This is a genomic window from Prauserella muralis (assembly GCF_003202285.1).
GTDB lineage: Bacteria > Actinomycetota > Actinomycetes > Mycobacteriales > Pseudonocardiaceae > Prauserella_B > Prauserella_B muralis.
Genome location: NZ_MASW01000002.1, coordinates 1,685,418 through 1,704,562 on the forward strand (window position 1 = coordinate 1,685,418; position 19,145 = coordinate 1,704,562).

Genomic DNA, 19,145 nt, shown 5'->3' on the forward strand with positions numbered 1-19,145 from the left:
TCTATCTTCGGCGTGCGTGAGCTGTCGCCGAGCCTTGGTGGGTTGCCGGTCGGTCGCCGGGGTGCGTGCCGATCACGGTTCGCTCGCTGTCTTGCGTTGTTGCGGCGGCCACCGGCAGTCGCAGCCGCTTGAGTGCCAGGGCGTTGACCGCGACGATCACGCTGGAGCCGGACATCGAGAGCGCGGCGATCTCGGGCCGCAGCATGAGCCCGAGCGAGGGTTCGAAGACACCGGCGGCGATGGGCAGGGCGATGGCGTTATAGCCGATGGCCCAACCGAGGTTCTGGCGCATCTTGCGCAGAGTGCCGCGGCCGATGCGCAGCGCGGTGGGCACGTCCAGCGGGTCGGAGCGCATGAGCACGACATCGGCGGTCTCGATGGCGACGTCGGTGCCCGCGCCGATGGCGATGCCCAGGTCGGCCTGGGCGAGGGCGGGGGCGTCGTTGACGCCGTCGCCGACCATGGCCACCTTGCGGCCTCCATGTTGCAGTTCGGCGATCTTGGCAGCTTTGTCGCCGGGCAGCACCTCGGCGATGACGGTGTCGATGCCCAGTTGACCGGCGATCCGGTGTGCGGTGGCGTGGTTGTCACCGGTGAGCATGACGACCTCGACCCCGAGCTCGTGTAGTTCGGCGATCGCGGCGGCCGAGGTCTCGCGCGGTGCGTCGGCGATCCCGATGATGCCCGCGACCTGTCCGTCGACGACGGCGATCACCGCGGTGCGGCCTGTGGCGGCCAGCTCGTCACGGCGTTCGGCGAGCGCGCCGAGGTCGATGCCCTCCCGTTCGGCCAGGCGCCGGTTGCCGACGAGGACGCGCCGTCCGGCTACCTCGGCGATGGCTCCGTGTCCGGGCACGTTCTCGAATCGCGCCGCGTGGGCGATGCTGGCGCCATGCTCGTCGGCATACCGCACGATGGCCTCGGCCAGGGGGTGTTCGGATTCCCGCTCGACCGCGGCGACGAGCCGCAGCAGGTCGTTCTCTCCGATGCCGTGGGTGATGACGTCGGTGACCTCGGGTTCGCCCTTGGTGAGGGTGCCGGTCTTGTCCATGACGACGGCCTGGATGCGGGCGGAGGTCTCCAGGGCGATGGCGTTCTTGAACAGGACGCCGCGTTTGGCGCCGAGTCCGGTGCCGACCATGATCGCGGTGGGGGTGGCCAACCCGAGCGCGTCGGGGCAGGTGATGACGACGACGGTGATGGCGAACAGGATCGCGGCGGCGAACGGGCGGTCGGTGGCCAGCAGCCAGGTGGCCAGCGTGGCGGTGCCGCCGATCAGCGCGACGAACACCAGCCAGAACGCGGCCCGATCGGCGAGCTTCTGTCCAGGTGCCTTGGAGTTCTGTGCTTCCTGCACCAGCTTGACGATCTGCGCCAGTGCGGTGTCGGCGCCGACCTTGGTCGCGCGCACCCGCAGCGTGCCATTGATGTTGATGGTCGCACCGATGACCGCCGAGCCCGGTTGTTTGTGCACCGGCAGGCTCTCGCCGGTCACCATCGATTCGTCGACCTCGCTCTCGCCCTCCTCAACCAGGCCGTCGACGGCGATCTTGGCGCCGGGCCGCACCAGTAGCAGGTCACCGACGACCACTTCAGCGGTCGGGATATCGACGGCTTCGCCATCCCGGATGACCGTCGCCTTGGGCGGGGCGAGGTCAAGCAGGGTGCGGATGGCGTCGTTGGCGCCGCCGCGGGCGCGCATCTCGAACCAGTGCCCGAGCAGCACGAACGCGGCGAGCACGGTGGCCGCTTCGTAGAAGACCTCGCCGCCTCCGCGCAGCGTGACGACGAGGGAGTACAACCAGCCCGAGCCCACCGCGACGGCGACGAGCACCATCATGTCCAGCGTGCGGGCGCGTAGCGCGCGGACGGCGCCGTCGAAGAAGATCCACGACGAGTAGAAGATCACCGGGAGGCTCAGCAGCAGCGCCCACACGTCCTGGCGCATCCCGAACGGGACCGGCGCGTCGATCCCGAGCACGTCACTGCCGATCGGCGACCAGATGACGATGGGAATCGAGAACAGCAGCGCCACCAGGAAGCGGTTGCGCATGTCGGCGACCATCGCCTCCATCGACATACCCGCGTGCCCGCCGTGGCCCATCACCTGATGCGGGGACCGAGCCCCCTCCGCCTCGGCGTGCTGGCCGTGGTGTTCGTGGGCGGCAGGCTCGCCGGCCGGTGCTTCCGGCATCGCGTCCACCGCGTGCTCGTGATCGTGCTCGACGACCGCGGCCACGGTGTGCGCGGCGGGGTGCTCGGGCGGATCAGACTCAGCCATGGGGTCACAGACATGCGAGGGCACGGATTGTCCGGCGCAGTGGTAGCCGCAGTCTTCGACCCACCCGCGCAGTTCGGCCACGGAGGTCTCACCCGGGTCGAATTCGACCGTCGCGGTCTGCGACACCGGGTTGACCACGACACCGACCACCCCCGGGCGGCGGCCGAGCCTGGCCGCGACCACGTTCTGCTCCGTAGCCCACTGCAGCCCGCTGACATCCAGCACCGCGGTGCTGCGGTTCGTGCCCGTGTCCACTATTGGCTTTCCCTCCGTTAGTGCTCGCCCTGGGATTACTCGCCCGCCGCGCGGGCATGACTTGGCCTGTCGGGCTTTGCCGCATCGCTTCCCATTCCAGGTTCACGTGTGTGCGTGCGGCCAGGGACGAAAGTCCTCCTATCCAGGATAGTAGTGCTCTTCCTTGGTCGGAGCCGCGCCGAGAAGCATGGGCACCACGTGGGACTGAACCGGGGGTGGATGAGCATGCCAGTAACGGGCGTAGCGCCGCGGCGAGCGGGCCCGCGGTCGTGGACCCTGGGGATCGTGGCGCTGTCGTGGTTTCTGGTGCTGCTCGATGACACCGCGGCGGCGATCGCGCTGCCGGTGCTGGGGCGTGATCTCGGGCTGGGCCTGTCCGGGCTGGAGTGGGTGGTCAACGTCTACACGCTCACATTCGCCGTGCTGACCTTGTGGGGGAGGCATGTGTACCGACCGTTTCGGCGCGCGGCCGGTGTTCCTTGCCGGGCTGATGGTCTTCACCGTGTCGTCTCTGGCGGCGGGGCTGTCGGCCACTGGTGCGATGCTGATCGGGATGCGCGCGGCGCAGGGAGCCGGTGCGGCGCTGATGGGTCCGTCCGCGCTGGCGATCCTGATGACCGCGTTCTCCGGGTCGGCGCGCGGTGTGGCCCTGGGCGTCTGGTCGGGCGTGGGGGCAACGGCACTGGCCGGAGGTCCGCTGGTGGGTGCGGCCCTGACCCGGGGCATCGGCTGGCAGGCGATCTTCCTGGTCAACGTGCCGCTTGGTGCGCTCATGTTGGTCGTGGGGCTTATCGGCCTGCCCCGGGCCGCGGCCTCGCGGCGACGCCACGCCCGGGTCGACGCGGCGGGCATGGTCTTCTCGGCGATCGGGCTGGCCGCGCTGGTGTTCGGCCTGACCCAGGCCGGCACCTTCGGGTGGACGTCGCCGGTGCTGTGGACCATCCTCGCGGCCGTCGGCCTTACCGGCTTCGTCGTGGTGGAGCGGCGTGCCCGGGCGCCGCTGCTGGATCCCGCGCTGTTCCGCGTGCCCAATTTCCTGGGCGGTAACGTTGTAGGCTTGCTGAACCTCGCGGTGATGTGCAGCCTGTTCTTCTTTCTGGCGCTTTACCTGCAGGTCGCCGCCGGGGCGTCCCCCGTGACCGCCGGGATCGCGTTGCTGCCGCTGACGCTGCTCGGCGGTGTCTTGGCGCCGTTGGCCGGATGGCTGGTGCCCCGCGTCGGCGCGCGGCTCCTGATCGTCTCCGGTATGACGCTCACTGCCGGGGGTCTCGTACTGCTTGCCGGGATCGACCCGGCATGGGGACCGTGGCAGTTGCTGCCGGGCCTGTTGCTGGCCGGCACCGGCATCGGGCTGGTCTCGACGCCAATCACCACGGCCGCAATGGACGAGGTCCCGGAGGAGCGCGCCGGTATGGCCGGCGCGGCGCACAATGCTTTCCGTATGGTCGGGCTCTCGCTCGGTGTCGCGATCATGGGAGCGATCGTCGCGACCCAATGGCCCGGGGGCCTGGCGCAGGCCAACGGCGACCCCAGCGGGTTCACCACGGGCATCAGTATCGGCTTCCTCGTCAACGCTGGCCTCGCGGTGGCCGCGGCCGGGCTGGCCTTCGCCACGATCCGGACGCGTGCCGTCGAGGACGCACCGCGAGCAGAGGTTGGACCGATCGCCAGCTGAGCCGGGCCGTCTTCTCGCTCTCGCCGACGATGAACCACTATGCGTCATCGTAGACTGTGGCATCGATGTGCACGGACACGATCTCGCGGCGACATCCGGGCGGCGGGGCTGACCTTATGGAGCAACGGTGACGGTTCTCGGAGCCCACGTGCCCGTTTCCGGCTGGACCTTGATCGTCCTGACGGCTGGGGCCCTACTCGGCGTGCTGCTTGCCCGACCACTGGCCCGTCGCACGAGTTGGCGCGCGAGCGCCATCCTGGTCACGCTCCTGCTCTTGGCCGCAGCTCTGGCGGTGACTCTCACACCGGGCGACGAGCCACACCGAAACGGTCTGCGAGCCTGCCTTCCCCACGATGTGTCGGACTTCGTCCACGACACCCTGTACTCCGGCGGTGGTGTCGCCGGTGACCTGCTCAACGTCCTCCTCTTGCTTCCGCTGGCCGGTGCCGTCGTGGTGACCACCCGCCGCGTCCTGCCCGCCGTGGCCCTCGCATTCCTGCTGCCCCTGACCATCGAGGCGGTCCAGACCCAGATCCCAGGCAGGTACTGCAGCCTGTCCGACCTGGCCGCCAACACCGGCGGCGCGCTGCTGGGCGTCCTGCTCGGATATGTCTGGCTCCGGCGCCTCGGACACCGTGTCCCAGCCGGCAGCGGGCCGAACACCCTGGAGCAGCTCACTCGCCGATGATCCGCAGCATCGGCAGCGGCGGTGAGGGCTGGCGGCGCAAATCCCGCGGCTTTTGTGCGCCTGTTAAGCGCCCTAGGTGCTGGACACGAACCCTGATCGAATATACGTTCGAAAGGCAGGCGGATGTTGAGGTGTGAGGGGAAGGTGGGCTCAGGCCCGCACAGGAGCTGACGTGCGACGCGTGGCTGCGGCCCGCGCGCGAAGGGCTAGCCAAGTTTAGGGTAGGGACCATGGACCGCGTGACTGAGCAGGCAGCGCTGCTGGCGCTGCTATGGGACCGCCGCAGCGGTTGGAGTGCGGCCGCGGATGCTGTCGAGGCGTGCGGGAGCGCCTATGACGTGCTCACCAACGGTGAGCCGGGCACGCAGGGTGAGTTGTTCGGCCGGGAACCTGCCGAGGCCCTGGAGGCCGCGCGGCTGGCGATCGCTGAGTGGGCAGCCGAGGGAATACGTCTGGTGACGCTGCTCGACGAGGACTACCCGGGGCAGCTGCTCACTATCCACCAGCGGCCCCCGTTCCTTCTCTACCGGGGAACTCTGGATCAGAGGGACGTTGGCGGGGTGGCCGTGGTGGGCACCCGCCAGCCGTCCGCGGAGGGTGCCTGCAGGGCTGCCGAGATCGCCAGGGGGCTGGCCCGCCGCGGCGTGCCGGTCATCAGCGGCCTCGCGGCCGGGATCGATACAGCGGCCCACCGCGGGGCGCTCGAGGTCGGTGGCCGCACGGTCGCGGTGATCGGGACCGGCTTGCACCGGACATATCCACCGGAGAATGCCGATCTGCAGGCCGAGCTGGGCCGCTCGCACTTGGTGTTGTCGCAGTTTTGGCCGAACTCCGCGCCATCGAAGACCAGCTTCCCCATGCGCAATGCGGTGATGAGTGGCTACGCGGCCGCGACCGTGGTCATCGAAGCAGCCTGGCGCAGCGGCGCGCGGATGCAGGCTCGGCTCGCGCTACAGCACGGCCGGCCCGTCTTCCTCCTCGACAGCCTGCTGCAGCACGACTGGGCCCGCGAGTACGCCAAGCAGCCGGGCACCCGGATCGTCTCTGGGCCCGAGGACGTGCTGGAGCAGCTCGCCGACGTGCTCGCGCCGCCACAGGAGCTTGTCTGGACATGACGTCTCCCCGGCGGGCCCGCACGGTCGCTGAGGCCTCGGCCCCGCTTGAACACTACCTGATCCCAGTGCCACAACGCGGCGCCGATGTCTGCACCGTATGCCACGGTTCCGTCTATGACGGCCACCCCGTGTGCTATCCGTGCGCGAACGCTCGCTGGGTGCTCGGCGGTCTGCGCCTGGACGCCGTCACGTTCGTCGCCCTCGCCCCAGCCGGGGGCCAACTGGCGCGCGATCTCTACACCTACAAGCGGCCTAACGTTCCGCCGCATCTGCGCAGTACCCGCACTGTTGGGCTCGCGGCGGTATTGTGGCGCTGCCTTGCCGCACATGAGCGGTGCCTCGCCGCCGCTGCGGGCTGCGGAGGTTTTGACCTGGTGGCGACTGTGCCCAGCACCGGCGGCCGGACGCAGCCGCACCCTCTGGCCACGCTAGTCGGCAACGTGGTGGCGGGCACCGCTGAGCGAGTACGCGAAGTGCTGATGCTCAACCGGACCGATCTCGACCAGCGGCAGCCTGCCCGCGATCGCTTCGCCGTGCGCTCGGATGTCCGAGGGCGAGACGTTCTGCTCATAGACGACACCTGGACTACTGGCGCGAAAATGCAGTCCGCGAGCGCCGCATTGAAAACGGCCGGAGCCCGCCGAGTCGGTGGCGTCGCTATTGGACGCTGGCTGACGGTTGACTACCGGGACAATGCTGCCTGGCTTACTGCGGCACAGCGATGCTCATGGACCTGGGACACCTGCTGCCTCGAATAGTGTCCACCGCCGCGGGCCCCGTCTGTGCTGCCCGGTTCTCGTCCGATGTGGATATCTTGCGAGCGTTTGGTCAACTCTGCTGGCTTTCGTAGCCGAGTATTGCGGCCATACCCGCCTCGGCGTGGTAGATGTTGTGGCAGTGGACCATCCATTGGCCGGGGTTATCTGCGTCGAAATCGCACGTCACTGTCTTGCGGGGGAGCACGATCACGGTGTCCTTGCGTGGGCCGGTGCCGTTGATCTGGAACGTGTGTCCGTGCAGGTGCATCGGGTGCCACATCATGGTCGTGTTCGCGAGGGTCACACGTACCCGCTGGCCTTCGCGAACACGCGGCCGGGTGTCCAGGTCGAGCTGGCGGCCGTTGATGCCCCATTTGTAGCTCATCATGTTGCCGGTCAGCTCGAGGCGGTGCTCGACGTCGACCGGCTTGGCCGGCAGCGCCACGTTGGCCGTGGGCCGCAGGGCGGGGTAACCGACCAGGGCGCAGTCCAACTCGACCGGCCGGGCGCCGGGTGCGGGAGCGCGGCCGGCACCGGTGCGTACGAGCGCGCGTGCGGTGGCGTTCTTGCCCTCGGCCAGCGCGACGAGCGGGAAGACGCCATCGTTCAGGGTGACCAGGACGTCGTAGCGTTCACCCATGCCGATCAGCAGCGCGTCGGTGCTCACGGGCTGGACGGGGAAGCCGTCGGTGTGGATGACGCTCATCCGGTGTCCGCCGAGGGCTACCCGGAAGGCGGTGTCGCCGCCGGCGTTGATGAACCGGATCCGTGCCCGTTGTCCGGGCCGCGCGGTGAACGTTGCGGGGGCGGCCGGGAGCCGCCCGTTGATCAGGTAGTACGGGTAGGCGATGTCCCCGGCGTCGTCACCGAGCAGCGGGCTGGTCGCGCCCATCAGCATGGGGCCGCCGGAGCCCATGCCGGGCATCGATCCCATTCCGCCCATGCCCTGGCGGAGCGTGGCGAACACCTCGTCGGGGGTGGTGCCGGTGCCGTCGATCCAGTCGTCGAGCACGACCGTCCAGTCTTGGTCGTATCCGCCGGGCTCGGCGGGGTCCTCGACGATGAGCGGGGCGTACAGGCCGCGGTCGAGATGCACACCGGTGTGCGGGTGGAACCAGAATGTGCCCGGGGTGTCGGCGACGAACCGGTAGGTGAAGGTGTCACCCGCGGCGATGGGCGCCTGGGTGAGATCTGGTACGCCGTCCATGTCGTTGCGCAGCGGGAGGCCGTGCCAGTGGATGGTCGTCTCGGTGGGGAGCCGGTTGGTCAGCGGGACCTCCACGAGGTCACCGGTGCGGACGCGGATTTCCCGTCCGGGCAGGGTGCCGTCATAGGTCCACGTGTTGGCTTGGACCCCGCCGAGGTCGACCTGGCTGACCTGGGCGGTGAGCGGGTGAGTGCGGGTTTGGCCGGTGGTCTGCCGACCGCGTTCCACTGCCTGTACCCGTGGGGCGGTGGGTCCGATGAGGCGCCCTGGGGCGCTGTCGGTGCTCGAGGTGCAGGCGGCGAGGACACCGAGGCCGGTGGCGGCCAGGCCCGCGCGCAGAACGGTGCGGCGGTCGAGGGGGTTCATGACAGGCTCACCTCACGGGTCGACAGGGTGGGCGCCGACCGGGTTCGGCGTCCAGCGGCGGCTCAGACATTCGCCCACGTCTGGCGTGCGGGCCTGGTGGAGTGGTAGGTGATCGGCAAGGCTGGGGGAGGGCCTCGGACTGCATCTGGTGACGACATGGTGGATCGCGTCGAACAGCGCGTCTTGGGCGGCGCCGTAGATCAGGTGCGATGCACGGCTCATGATGCCTCCGCGATGGTGGCGAGTGTGGCCGCGGGGCTGTCCGCGGGCGTCAGTGGGACAGTCCTGGTCTGGCCTGCGGCGATGCGCAGGACCTCAGCGGCGGCGCGGATCGTGAGCGGTGCGGCGTCGCAGGGGGAGGCGGCGATGGTGAGCTTGGTGTGCGTGGCGGTGACGTGCAGGGAGTGGCCCCGGTAGCGCAGCGTGGTCGCGAGGCGGGTGATCTGCTCCGGCAGCCGCGGGTTGAGCCACAGCGCGTCGTCGCGGGTTTCCAGCCCGAGGTAGCAGCGTTCAGCGAGGTCGAGGGTGCCGGCCATGGCGCCGAGGTGAATTCCCGTGTGGGTGGTGCCACCCTGCGTGTCCTGGATGTCCGCGGCCAGGGCCTGGGTGAAGCAGTCCCACGAGCAGGCTCGGTCGGTGCGGGCCTGGACCCAGGAATGGACGATCCGGCTCAGCGTGGAACCGTGCGTGGTGCGCCCGAAGTAGTAGGCGATGGTGCGCGGCAGCGCCGGGCCAGGCCACGGATAGCCCAGGTCGGCCAACAGCTCGCGCAGTTCCTCGGCGGAGAGCAGGTAGAACAGCATGAGCACGTCGGCCTGCTTGCTCACCTGGTAGCGGTTGGTGCTGTCGCCCTCGGCGGCGAGGATCAGGTCCAGGCGGCCGATGTTGCCGTAGCGCGCGCGATAACCGGCCAGGTCGAAGGCGGCCAGACCAGGGTAGCCGTCGAACTGACTGATGATCTGTTCGCCGTGGAGGGTACGTACATGCGGGTGGTGATGTCGGCCCAGCGGTCGAGCTCGCCCTCGCTGAGGCCGAGGCGGTGCCCTCGCGCTGCTCGGGCCGCCACCACAGCAGCCGGCCACGTCGTCTACCGTCAACGTGTCGAGATCGCCGAGCACCACGTCGGTGCCGTATGCCCGCAGCAGGCTCTCCGGCCCGTCCCGCTGGGCCAGGCCGAGTACGAACCCGCACCCCGCCCGTCGGGCGGCCTGCACACCGGCCACGGTGTCCGTGATCACCGCGACGCCCGACGGGTGCACCCCCAGCCGCTTGGCGGCGTCCAGGACTGTCGCGGGATCGGGCGGGAGCGCGACACCCCGCCCCTCGACCACGACGGTGACCGAGCGTTCCCATCCGGTCGGCGGGCACTCCGCGACAGCGATCGCGGTCGGCATCCCGATGGCACGCAGCTGCTTGGCCAGCCGGGCCGCGCCATTGAACACGCCACTGTGGGTAAGATCGAACAGCACGGCGTCCAGTCGCTCCACGGGCAGGCGCGCGGCGGTACGCGCGTGGCTTGCACCGCTCATCACGAGATTCCCTTCGGCCGCCATCGGTGCTGCCGATGCTGCGGAAGGCGAGACCACCGCCTACAGAGGCTAAGTACTATTTGCGATAGGACTTTTGTCCTCGGAGGTGACGACGTTGTGCTGTGTGCCCCGCCGGGCAGGAACAGCATCCTTGACCTCATCCTGACGGAGGAGGCCACGATGATGTTCTGGTACGGCGACGGCATGAGCGGCTGGGGATACACGCTGATGACCGTTAGCATGGTCCTGTTCTGGGGTCTGCTGATCCTCGGCGTCATCGCCTTGATTCGCTTCGCGAGCCGGGATTCGAGGCCGACGCTCACCCCACCTGCACAGCCACATACCCCAGAGCAGGTCCTGGCCGAGCGGTTCGCCCGGGGCGAGATTGACGAGGACGAGTACCACCGGCGACTCGATGCGTTGCACGCCAAGTCGTCTCCTGCCCGCGAGACCTGACCCGGCTCCGCGACGAGCAAGGGAGGCGCGATGGCCGACGCCGCCTATGGCCTGTGGCCGCTGGTGATCCTCAACACCGCGCTGTTCGTGTTCGTCGCGATCAGTTTCTTCACCCGCGTGCCAAGCGGGACCGGCGGGCCGCGGGCGCGTTCACCGCATTCCTGATCGCGTTGTTCACCGAGATGTACGGGGCGCCGCTGACGGTCTACCTGCTGGGTAGTTGGCTGGGCTCGCGCTTCCCGCTGTTGCGCGATACCCACGCCGGCAGGCAGGTGTGAACGACCTCTTCGGCTGGGCCGTTGATCCGCACCTGAGGCCGTTTCATCTGGCCAGCTACGTGGCGATCGGTGGCGGATTCTGGCTGATCGCCGCGTGGCGGCGCCTGCACGACGCCGCCCGCGATGATGGCCTGGCCACCACCGGGCCCGTACGCGCGGGTGCGCCACCTGCAATACGACGGGTTCCTCCTGGCGATGATCGGGTTCTTGCTGCAGTGGCCCACGATCCCGACCCTACTCATGTACCCCATCCTGGTCGTGGTCTACGCCCGCCTGGCCCGCTACGAGGAACGCGAGGTCGCCGGCCGCTTCGGCGACGAGTGGACCGCCTACGCCGTGCACGCGCGCGCCTTCCTGCCGTACCTGCGAACCCGCGGCGACCCCGCGGACACCGGTCGGGAGGCATCGATGAACGCCCGCACGGTCCGGTTCGCCGCCCTGGCGGTGGCTGTGCTGGGACCACTGTCCGCCATGGTCGTCGGCGAGCTCTACCGCACCGGCCTGCTCGCCGCCCCGCAGGGCAGCCGGATAGCGCGATGCGAAGAGGTCCGCCCGGATTCAGTTCAGTGCGCTGCCTTTGAGCCACTCGCTCCATGACATGTTCCAGTCGCCGAATCCGTCGGTGGGTTCGAGTTTCGTGCTGGTGTTGCGGATGGTGACGACATCGCCATAGCTGAAGTTGTCGTAGAACCATCGCCCCGCGCTGGGGCTCAGGTTGATACAGCCGTGAGAGACGTTGCGGACGCCCTGGTCGGCGACCGACCACGGGGCGGCGTGGACGAATATCCCGCTGTTGGAGATGCGCACCGCGAGCGGGATCTCGGAGTCATAGCCCAGCGAGTAGTTCGTCGGCAACCCGTAGGTCGCCGAGCTCATCCGCTTGACCTGGTACTTCTCTTGAGCGACATAGGTTCCGCTCGGCGTCACGAACGAGATTTTCTTACCATCAACGGTGACCGATTCGTTGCGGCCCATGCTGACCGGGAAGGTACGCGCCTTCTTACCGTCGATCATGACAGTCATCTGATGCGTCTTGTCGTCAATAGTGGCGATCTTGGACTGGCCTATGGTCAGGTTCAGGGTCCGGTCGGTCTCTCCGTACATCCCATTACCGAGATGCACACCGTAGATCTTGGCCTGCACCGTGACTTTGGTGCCAGGTTTCCAGTACATCTTCGGCCGCCAGTGCAGCGTGCGATTGTCCCACCAGTACCAAGCGCCCTCGATGGCAGGATTCGAGGTCACGGTCAGCGCCCGCTCGGCGGCGGCCCGGTCGGCCGGCGGCTTGTCGAAGATGACCACCATCGGCTGCCCGACACCGACTCTCTTGATCGAGGGTGCGGGGAAGAACGAGGGGAAGACGGTCTGCGCGGGTCGCAGCGTCGTGAACGATGTCGTTTCCCGGGCACTCGCCCCGCTGGAACCACTGGCCGCGGCGGTGAGCGCGTAGCGGCGGCCGTAGCCTAGCGGCTCGGTCGATCTCCACACAGTCCGATCCGCCGACAGTTTTCCGCTGACCTGCTTTCCTTCGGGTTTGGTCACGGAGACGGACGTGAGGCTACCGTTGCTGGCCCGGATCTCGATGGGTTCAATGGGTGACACATCCTGGGCATCGTTCGCTGGGACGGTGGTGATGCGGGGTGGATCCGCCGGTGTCGTGCTCGGCCGCGCCGTGGGCGACGTTGCCTCAGGAGTCGAGGTGCACGCGGTGAGCGCCACCAACGCAACCAGACCCCAAACTATCAGCTGACGCCACGCCGTCTTCCTGCCCATCGTTCTCTCCCACGCCCGGCAACGCTCGCCAGAATACTAGTCAGACTAGTAGTAAATCAGCACAACGACACGGCGAGGCTCGCTTAGATCTGGCGCCGTGCCACCTCTCAGTGGCCGCGGCTCGTGCGGCGTCGCAGCTGGTTGTGGATCAACCGCCACGCGATGAACGCGGCTGCCCCGATCGGTACCACATCCACGCCACGGTTGTAGTTGTTGGTGGACATCAAGGTCAGCAGCACTATCACAACCAGCCAGCCGCCAATCGTCCCGGCGCGCGGAAACGTCCCATGCCAGCCCCATTCCGCCGAAGGCTCGTCGCGCGGGTTGGCCCCTGCACGGACTTTCGACCCATCTACTAGGTGTCTTAGTAAATCTGTCGAGGGTGCTGCACGGGCTCACACTGCCCCAGATGAAAGGGCCGGCCTGCGGGGGATCGGTGGCCGCACGGTCGAACGAGCTCATTCGGAGGCCAAGATCATGACCGATGCCGACTCGGCTGGTCCCGAGGGCGGCGCTCTCGCCGCACGCTGCCCGCCTTGCGGCTGGCCACCGCACGATTCTTTCCACGTGGTCTCGCGGTACACCACGTCGGAGGGACGCTGCTCTACACCCGCTGCGCCTGCGGGGCGCTGCGAATACGGCTTTACGGACGGCACGTACCGCCCGGGCGAGTCGTCGCTTGTGGCGGGTATCCGCGTTGGTCGTTCGTGGCTGCGCACCTGAATCGCTACAGGAGGACCGACTGAGCGGAGCTGCCCTCGATGCGAGGCGTACGGCGTCAAGCCTGCCCTCTGGAAGATCGTCAGTCCCGCGCCGACCATCACGACGCCGCCTGCCCGCTCGATGCCGCCAGGCTAGGCTGCTCACCGGGGCGACGGTCACGTTGGTGGGTCCCGCTGATCGTCGTGCCCGCAGCGACGAGAAGCAGCAGCATCACTGGATCGCGACGGGTCTGGTGGTCGCCGCGTGCGTCACCGCCCGTCACGTCGCCTGCGACGAGTAGCAGCGAGGCGCAGTTGAGGCCGACTCATCCACACACGGTGGTCAGTCCCTCGACGCGACTGATACCGAGTCGAGGAGGGACTCCAATGCGGCCGCGAGCCGGCGGGCCGCCTCGTCGGCGATCGCGCCGAGTTCAGCGCGCCCCGTCACGGTCACGAGGATCTGCGGGTCGACGGCCTCGACGAGCACGTCGTGCCTGTCGCTCCGGATGACCACATTGCACGGAAGCAGCAGCCCGACGCTGTGATCGATGCCGAGCGCCTGGTCGGCAAGCTCGGGGTTGCAGGCGCCGAGGATGAGGTAGTCCTCCATCTGCCTGCCGAGTTTCTCATGCAACGTGGCGCGGACATCGATCTCGGTCAGCACGCCGAAGCCCTGATCCTTCAGAGCCGCGCGGACGTGTTCGACCGCGTCGGCGAAGGTCGTTCGTAGCCTGACGGATCTGCCGTAGCTCGTTTCCATGTCCCTGCCTTCCTTCCTGATCATGTGCGTTCCGGACCGACTACCACACTACTATCTCGAATAGGATTTCAGGTCTATCGAACCCGTAGAGCGCGGTTTGGCCTGTTCCGGGTGGGGAACTGCCGTCCTCGCCGCGGGACATATCTGCCCACCGCGGCAGGGTCCGTCCCCCTCTGGTCTGTGGCACGCCGGGGAGATCCCGGCGTTGCGCAGCGGGTTCTCTGCGTACGACCCGGACCGGTGTTCGCCTGGACCACTCCGGTTCGCGGGGCGACTCCTGGATGATCACTGCGCCCGGCTGGACGAACGGCTCGCGGCTGCGGATCTGTGCCTCGTTGCTCCGGCAGAACGCCAACGCCGGAGCCCCGGAAAACGGTCTTCGAGGAACGTGGCCGGCCGACAGAAGCTCGGCGGAGGTCGCCACACCCTGGCCGCCGTGTCCGTCGATACATACCTGGAACCTGGCACTCCCTTCTCTGTGTGCCTGGATCTTGTCTACCGGCCGGGCAGTGCTTGAGAAGCGGCCGAGAGTCCCTGTTGGCGGAACCCGATGTCTCGGTGCAACTCTAATGATTAATACTAACTGACTTAGTAGAAGTGGGTGGACGCGTCGACACGTTTGCGGCTTTGCTCTCTTTCGAAACCGCGCTGCGTCCGGACATTCCGGAACGGTTGGGGCGAAGGTCCTGCCAGGTAAGGGCCGGGCCGGCCCTTCGTCGGTGTCGTTTCTCCGGCGGACGCTCCAACCAATGTCGTCGACAGGGAGGAGGTCGGTCGCCATGCCCGCCTCGCCGACGTATCTGTTGCGGCTATGGCGGCGCGTTCGCATCGGCAGTAACCCGCTGGCGCGATGCTGGGACCGCATCGAGGCCGCGGCGCTGTTGGGCGTCGTGCTGCTTTCGCTGTTCGCTGTGCCCGTCACGGCCGCGCTGGGGTCGGAGACCTACGCGGAGAACATCAAGGTGTCTCGGGACGAGATGCGCGACCGACGTCAAACAACGGCTGTGCTGCTTGCCGACGCGCCCCGGGAGAACCTTGGCGAGCCTGGCGTATCCGGAGGCGGCTCGGCGCGGGTGTGGGCGCAGTGGGTGTTGCAGGATGGCACGAAACGCACAGGCAACGTGGTCGCCAAGATCGGTGCCAACGCGGGCAGCGCGATGTCGATTTGGGTTGATGAGAGGGGCGACCTTGCCGTTGCACCTACGACGACGCGGGATGCGGTAGGCCGCGCCGTGTCAGCCGCGCTGCTTGCCTGGCTGGCCGTCGCAGGTGGGCTCTCCGCCGTGTTCTGGTTGCTGCGTAAGGGGCTTGACCAGTTGCGTTACGCCCAGTGGACACGGGAGTGGGAGCACATTGGGCGCGACCCGAGCTGGTCCTGACAGCGGGCCGGACTCGTTCGCGTCCTGGCAAACTAGCCCAAGGAAGACCTCGGACGCTGCCTTCCGCGCAACGCCGGGAGTTGGCGTCACCCCATCCCGGGTGGCGATCGGCTTTGAGCACGACGGCCAGGATAGGGAAACCCAGGCCGGAGCTGATACTGGCGACGAGCATGCCGGGCAGCGCATCGTCCACGTGGTTGCCGCTCGGCGACACATCGGAGAGCAGGACTAGTCCAGTCGCGCTGACTGCAAACGCACTCACGAGTGCCTGCGCAGCCCGAGGCGCAGCGCTAGCTCAGCGGCAACGTCACGCGTGACTCATCGCTGCCTGATTCGGCTACCTACGACGATGGATAGGACTTTGTGCCCCTTCGGCGATGACGTTTTCCTGTGGCTGCGCATGCCGAAGCTGGGGAGTGTCAATGACATCCGATCTGAAGGAGATGTCATGACCCGGCAATCAGAGTCGCCGCCAGTCGGTCGCCGTTCGGCGTGGCGGACGGTAAACATCACTCCTGTCGAGAGGGTGGGCCGCATCGTGGTCGGGCTCGGCGCGATCGTTGTCGGTGTGATTCTGCTGGCTGCTGCCAGCTCCGTGTTGGCGATCGTGCTGGAGGTGCTGCTTGTGCTCGCCGGTGCCGATCTACTGGTGACGGGCGCGCTCGGGCATTGCCCGCTCTACCGCAAGCTGAGCTACGTACCGCCATCTCTGCGGAGGCCATGATGACGACACCACATGATCCCCGGCATCCCACCCACGACCCGGCGAAGTATTCGGAGCATCAGCGCCCACGCGGCCATGGCGGGCACCGCTGGCTCCTGATCGCCTGCTGCGTCCCCATGATCGCAATTGCGATCGCGCTGGTTGCGACCGGTGTAGTCAGCTCGGGCTTCCTGGTCGTCGCCGTGATCTGCGTCGTGATGATGGCGCTTATGCACGGCGGCATGGGACACGGCGGCGGACGTGGCCGTTCCCGGTAACGCCGCTACGGCCTGTCACCGGCGGTGTTGGTGGACACGCCAGTCTCAGCGGTGACGAGGGAATGATGAAGCGACAGCATGTGCAGCTGGCCGCGGCCGGCGCTGTCGTCGTGAGCATCGGACTGTTCTTCGCCGGTGTATCGCCGGCCGTGCTCGTTCTCCTCGGCGCGGCGTTGCTGATGATCTTCATGCACGCTGGTCATGGCGGTCGCCGTGACGCTGCCCGGCGGGACCGGCCGGGCACGCCCGACGGCCGTCGCCGTCAGTGATGAGGAGTGTCCTCGTGGAGACGGACCTGCACGTCGCGATGTTACCCGCCGGTATGGCCGCGTTGGTACGGCGACGGCTGCGCCGCGCTGCCGGCCAGGTGGCCGGGATCGAGCGCATGCTGGCCGACGGCCGTTCGTGCGAGCAAATGCTGGTTCAGCTCGCGGCCGTGCACGGTGCATTGCGCGCGGTCGAGCAGCAGTTGCTCGTCTGTCATGTCACCGCCACCACCGCATCGGTGGCCGCCGGAGTGTTGTCCCCCGACGAGGCGGCCGAGCAGACCGCGTTCCTGTCTGGCCTGCTCGCTCATACTTCCGCGGCAAGACCGACCAAAAACAGCGCTCAGAAAAGGTGAGCGGTGCCCACACGCGGATGGGAGGAGTTGTGGATCACGTGGTGTCACCGGCACCGGCCGAGGTGACCGACCAATCGGGCATCGCCACCGAGTTCGTGCTGCGGGCAACCGGCATCGTGAAGAGCTTCCGCCATGGCGTGTGGCCCGCACGGTGGCATGCGGTGCTGCGGGGTGTGGACCTGGCCATGCGGCCAGGTGAGGTTGTCGGGCTCGTGGGGGAGAACGGCTCCGGCAAGTCGACCCTGATGAAGGTCCTGGTAGGTGCGCTCGCGGCGGATGAAGGCTCCGTCGAGGTGTCCGGTCGGCTCGGGTACTGCCCGCAAGAGCCGGTCGTCTACGAGCGGCTGACGTGTGACGAGCATTTCGAGTTGTTCGGCCGTGCCTACCGGATGGCCCCACAACACGAGCGCCGCGCACGGCGTGAACTCTATGCCGCGCTGGGGTTCGAACGTTATCGCTCGACGCGAGCGGACCAGCTCTCTGGCGGGACGTTGGCCAAACTCAACCTTGGCCTGGCCATGCTCGCCGACCCGGATGTGCTGCTGTTGGACGAGCCCTACGCGGGCTTCGACTGGGACACCTACGTCAAGTTCTGGCAGCTCGTCGGCCAGCGTCGCCAGACTGGCAAGGCCGTCCTGATCATCAGCCACTTCGTCGCCGACGAGGAGCGATTCGACCGGATCGTCGAACTGCGCTACGGACTGGCGGTGCCCTGGTGACCACCGTCTTGTTTGTCCGGCGGTTCCTGGCCGATTACACCCGCAATCCCGTCAACCTGCTCGTGCTCGTACTCGTGCCGGTGGTGTTCGTCCTCGTGGCGTCCGGATCGCTCGCCGATGCCGCGAAACTCTTCGGCAGCGGAATCGGGCCCGCCGTGGAAACCGTGACCGCCGGCTGGACCGCCGGGTTCATGGCAGGCGTTGCGATGTACTTCCAGACCCGCGCCGCGCGCGCCGCTGATCGTCGCCTGGTCCTCGCCGGCCTGCGGCCCATCCGGCTGGTCGTCGCGAGGGTGGCCACCGGGCTGCTGCTGGCCCTGCTGGTGTCCGCGGCCGCCCTGCTGGCGCTGGCGGTCCGTGCTGGCATCGACCCCGCAGGCCGTGTCCTCACCGGGACGCTGATGTTCGCGGTGATCTATCTGGCGATCGGAGCGCTCGTCGGCGCTCTGGCGCGTAACGCCGTCAACGGCACCGTCGTCATCTTGTTCGTCTGGATCCTCGACGTGTTCTTCGGCCCGGCCATGACGTCGCCGGACCGCGTAGCGACCCGGGTGTTACCGACGCATTACGTGACCCTATGGATGATCGACCTGCCGTCTCGCCACGGCGGGCGGCTCGGGGATCTGGGATGGGCGTTGGCGTGGACCGTCGGCGCGATCGTCATCGCTTCGGCCGTGGTCACCCTCGCCAGCCGGATCGCACGCCAGCCGCGGCGACTCGTCGCGGCGGGTACCAGACGGGACCAGTTCGCTGTCGGGATCCGGATGGGATTGCGGGAATACCGCCGCAACAGGGCGTTGTGGGCGCTGCTGATCGTCGTTCCGGTGGTGTTCATCGTGCTCGCCAAGGCGATCACGCGCGAGCAGTTCACGATCATGTCGCTTGTGGATGGTAGGGAGCGGGTCGATCTGACGTTCTGGCTTCCGGAGGTCCACGCCGGCACGATGACGCCGATCGCCATCGCATCGTTGGCCACCCTTGCCGGGTTGTTCGTGGTGCTGGACGCGATGGCCGGTGATCGGCGGCTGGAACTCGCCGGATTCCGGGCGGGCGTCCTGCTCGGCGTGCGGCTTGCCGTGATCGCCGCGGCCTTGTTGCTGGTCACCACCGTCTCACTGGCGGTCACCGCGGCTGTCTTCGACGCGCAACAGTGGATGATCTACGCCGGGGGCAATGTGCTGTTGGGCGCAATTTACGCCCTGGCTGGCGTATGTCTCGGCCGAGTCTTCGGCCGCGTCAGCGGTGTCTTCATCGCCTTCCTCATCCCGTTCCTCGACGTCGGCATCGCCCAGAGTCCGATGCTGCGCCCAGAGCCGGCGGCCTGGGCGCAATGGCTGCCCGGCTACGGCGCCAGCCGTGTCCTGCTCGACGGTGGGCTTACCAGGGATTTCGACGAGACCGGCTCGTTGTTGATCGCGCTGGCGTGGTTGCTCGCGCTCACGGTGGCGGCGGCCGTGCTGTTCCGCCGGGCACCCCGCGCCCGGGCAGGCGTGCGCTGAGGTGTAAGGACAACTCTCTACGAACCGAGTGCCGGACCTCACAAACCTACTATTCAAGATAGTGATAACGTTCGCGCAACGAAGCAGGCCCGCATCGCAA

The 19,145-nt window shown here is 67.9% G+C and carries 20 protein-coding genes; 13 read left to right on the forward strand and 7 right to left on the reverse strand.

What is annotated here, in order from left to right; all coding sequences use genetic code 11:
* Nucleotide 1: 1 nt before the first annotated feature.
* Entirely contained in the window at nt 2–2,536 is a 2,535-nt protein-coding gene (locus BAY60_RS19235; RefSeq protein WP_245992616.1) for a heavy metal translocating P-type ATPase, read from the reverse strand.
* Between the two features lie 442 nt (nt 2,537–2,978).
* On the opposite strand from BAY60_RS19235, the gene BAY60_RS19240 reads away from it, so the two are divergent.
* From BAY60_RS19240 to BAY60_RS36790, 4 genes are all read left to right on the forward strand, one after another.
* Nucleotides 2,979–4,211, forward strand: a complete 1,233-nt coding sequence (locus BAY60_RS19240) for an MFS transporter (RefSeq protein WP_211330359.1) — start codon at nt 2,979–2,981, stop codon at nt 4,209–4,211.
* Nucleotides 4,212–4,566: 355 nt separating this feature from the next.
* Complete coding sequence (locus BAY60_RS19245) at nt 4,567–4,899, forward strand: VanZ family protein (RefSeq protein WP_211330360.1); 333 nt, start codon at nt 4,567–4,569, stop codon at nt 4,897–4,899.
* Nucleotides 4,900–5,129: 230 nt separating this feature from the next.
* Complete coding sequence (locus BAY60_RS19250; protein WP_112282270.1) at nt 5,130–6,014, forward strand: DNA-processing protein DprA; 885 nt, start codon at nt 5,130–5,132, stop codon at nt 6,012–6,014.
* The gene (locus BAY60_RS36790; protein ID WP_146771037.1) at nt 6,011–6,772 is read left to right on the forward strand and encodes a phosphoribosyltransferase; all 762 of its coding nucleotides are present in this window, start codon (nt 6,011–6,013) and stop codon (nt 6,770–6,772) included. The genes BAY60_RS19250 and BAY60_RS36790 overlap by 4 nt, the downstream gene beginning before the upstream one ends.
* A gap of 70 nt (nt 6,773–6,842) precedes the next feature.
* Here the strand turns inward: BAY60_RS36790 and BAY60_RS19255 are convergent, their stop codons facing one another.
* Entirely contained in the window at nt 6,843–8,345 is a 1,503-nt protein-coding gene (locus BAY60_RS19255) for a multicopper oxidase family protein (RefSeq protein WP_112282271.1), read from the reverse strand.
* Between the two features lie 218 nt (nt 8,346–8,563).
* Nucleotides 8,564–9,874: a glycosyl hydrolase family 65 domain-containing protein gene (locus BAY60_RS37955; RefSeq protein ID WP_245992617.1), complete on the reverse strand. Its 1,311-nt coding sequence runs from the start codon at nt 9,872–9,874 to the stop codon at nt 8,564–8,566.
* Nucleotides 9,875–10,054: 180 nt separating this feature from the next.
* Here BAY60_RS37955 and BAY60_RS19265 point away from each other — a divergent pair, with 180 nt between their 5' ends.
* From BAY60_RS19265 to BAY60_RS37575, 3 genes are all read left to right on the forward strand, one after another.
* Nucleotides 10,055–10,330: an SHOCT domain-containing protein gene (locus tag BAY60_RS19265; protein ID WP_112282491.1), complete on the forward strand. Its 276-nt coding sequence runs from the start codon at nt 10,055–10,057 to the stop codon at nt 10,328–10,330.
* 30 nt (nt 10,331–10,360) lie between these two features.
* A complete protein-coding gene (locus tag BAY60_RS38345) occupies nt 10,361–10,495 on the forward strand; it encodes a hypothetical protein (protein WP_281272730.1) in 135 nt (44 codons plus the stop codon).
* Nucleotides 10,496–10,803: 308 nt separating this feature from the next.
* Entirely contained in the window at nt 10,804–11,205 is a 402-nt protein-coding gene (locus tag BAY60_RS37575; protein ID WP_211330361.1) for a methyltransferase family protein, read from the forward strand.
* On the opposite strand, the gene BAY60_RS19275 is transcribed toward BAY60_RS37575, so the two are convergent.
* The 3 genes from BAY60_RS19275 to BAY60_RS19285 all read right to left on the reverse strand — a co-directional run bounded on the left by BAY60_RS19275 (nt 11,167) and on the right by BAY60_RS19285 (nt 13,845).
* A complete protein-coding gene (locus BAY60_RS19275) occupies nt 11,167–12,381 on the reverse strand; it encodes a L,D-transpeptidase (protein WP_112282272.1) in 1,215 nt (404 codons plus the stop codon). The two genes, BAY60_RS37575 and BAY60_RS19275, sit on opposite strands and share 39 nt — an antisense overlap.
* A 107-nt stretch (nt 12,382–12,488) precedes the next feature.
* On the reverse strand, nt 12,489–12,620 hold the full coding sequence (locus BAY60_RS38605; RefSeq protein ID WP_146771038.1) for a hypothetical protein: 132 nt from the start codon (nt 12,618–12,620) through the stop codon (nt 12,489–12,491).
* Nucleotides 12,621–13,425: 805 nt separating this feature from the next.
* Nucleotides 13,426–13,845: a DUF302 domain-containing protein gene (locus BAY60_RS19285; RefSeq protein ID WP_112282492.1), complete on the reverse strand. Its 420-nt coding sequence runs from the start codon at nt 13,843–13,845 to the stop codon at nt 13,426–13,428.
* 779 nt (nt 13,846–14,624) lie between these two features.
* Here BAY60_RS19285 and BAY60_RS19290 point away from each other — a divergent pair.
* The 3 genes from BAY60_RS19290 to BAY60_RS37580 all read left to right on the forward strand — a co-directional run bounded on the left by BAY60_RS19290 (nt 14,625) and on the right by BAY60_RS37580 (nt 16,205).
* Nucleotides 14,625–15,224 carry an Rv1733c family protein gene (locus tag BAY60_RS19290; RefSeq protein WP_112282274.1) on the forward strand — a complete coding sequence of 200 codons (600 nt, stop codon included), beginning with the start codon at nt 14,625–14,627 and terminating at the stop codon, nt 15,222–15,224.
* A gap of 448 nt (nt 15,225–15,672) precedes the next feature.
* A complete protein-coding gene (locus BAY60_RS19295; RefSeq protein ID WP_112282275.1) occupies nt 15,673–15,948 on the forward strand; it encodes a YgaP family membrane protein in 276 nt (91 codons plus the stop codon).
* Nucleotides 15,948–16,205: a hypothetical protein gene (locus BAY60_RS37580; RefSeq protein WP_211330362.1), complete on the forward strand. Its 258-nt coding sequence runs from the start codon at nt 15,948–15,950 to the stop codon at nt 16,203–16,205. The genes BAY60_RS19295 and BAY60_RS37580 overlap by 1 nt, the downstream gene beginning before the upstream one ends.
* Nucleotides 16,206–16,210: 5 nt before the next feature.
* Here BAY60_RS37580 and BAY60_RS36800 read toward each other — a convergent pair whose 3' ends face one another.
* Entirely contained in the window at nt 16,211–16,408 is a 198-nt protein-coding gene (locus BAY60_RS36800; protein ID WP_146771039.1) for a hypothetical protein, read from the reverse strand.
* Nucleotides 16,409–16,488: 80 nt separating this feature from the next.
* Between BAY60_RS36800 and BAY60_RS19305 the strand changes: the two genes are divergently transcribed.
* From BAY60_RS19305 to BAY60_RS19315, 3 genes are read left to right on the forward strand one after another with little or no spacing between them, the layout of a single operon-like run.
* Nucleotides 16,489–16,827 carry a metal-sensing transcriptional repressor gene (locus BAY60_RS19305; protein ID WP_211330363.1) on the forward strand — a complete coding sequence of 113 codons (339 nt, stop codon included), beginning with the start codon at nt 16,489–16,491 and terminating at the stop codon, nt 16,825–16,827.
* Nucleotides 16,828–16,856: 29 nt separating this feature from the next.
* Nucleotides 16,857–17,546, forward strand: coding sequence for an ABC transporter ATP-binding protein (locus tag BAY60_RS19310; RefSeq protein WP_245992619.1), 690 nt, complete (start codon nt 16,857–16,859; stop codon nt 17,544–17,546).
* Complete coding sequence (locus tag BAY60_RS19315; RefSeq protein WP_112282278.1) at nt 17,543–19,045, forward strand: ABC transporter permease; 1,503 nt, start codon at nt 17,543–17,545, stop codon at nt 19,043–19,045. The genes BAY60_RS19310 and BAY60_RS19315 overlap by 4 nt, the downstream gene beginning before the upstream one ends.
* Nucleotides 19,046–19,145: the final 100 nt, after the last annotated feature.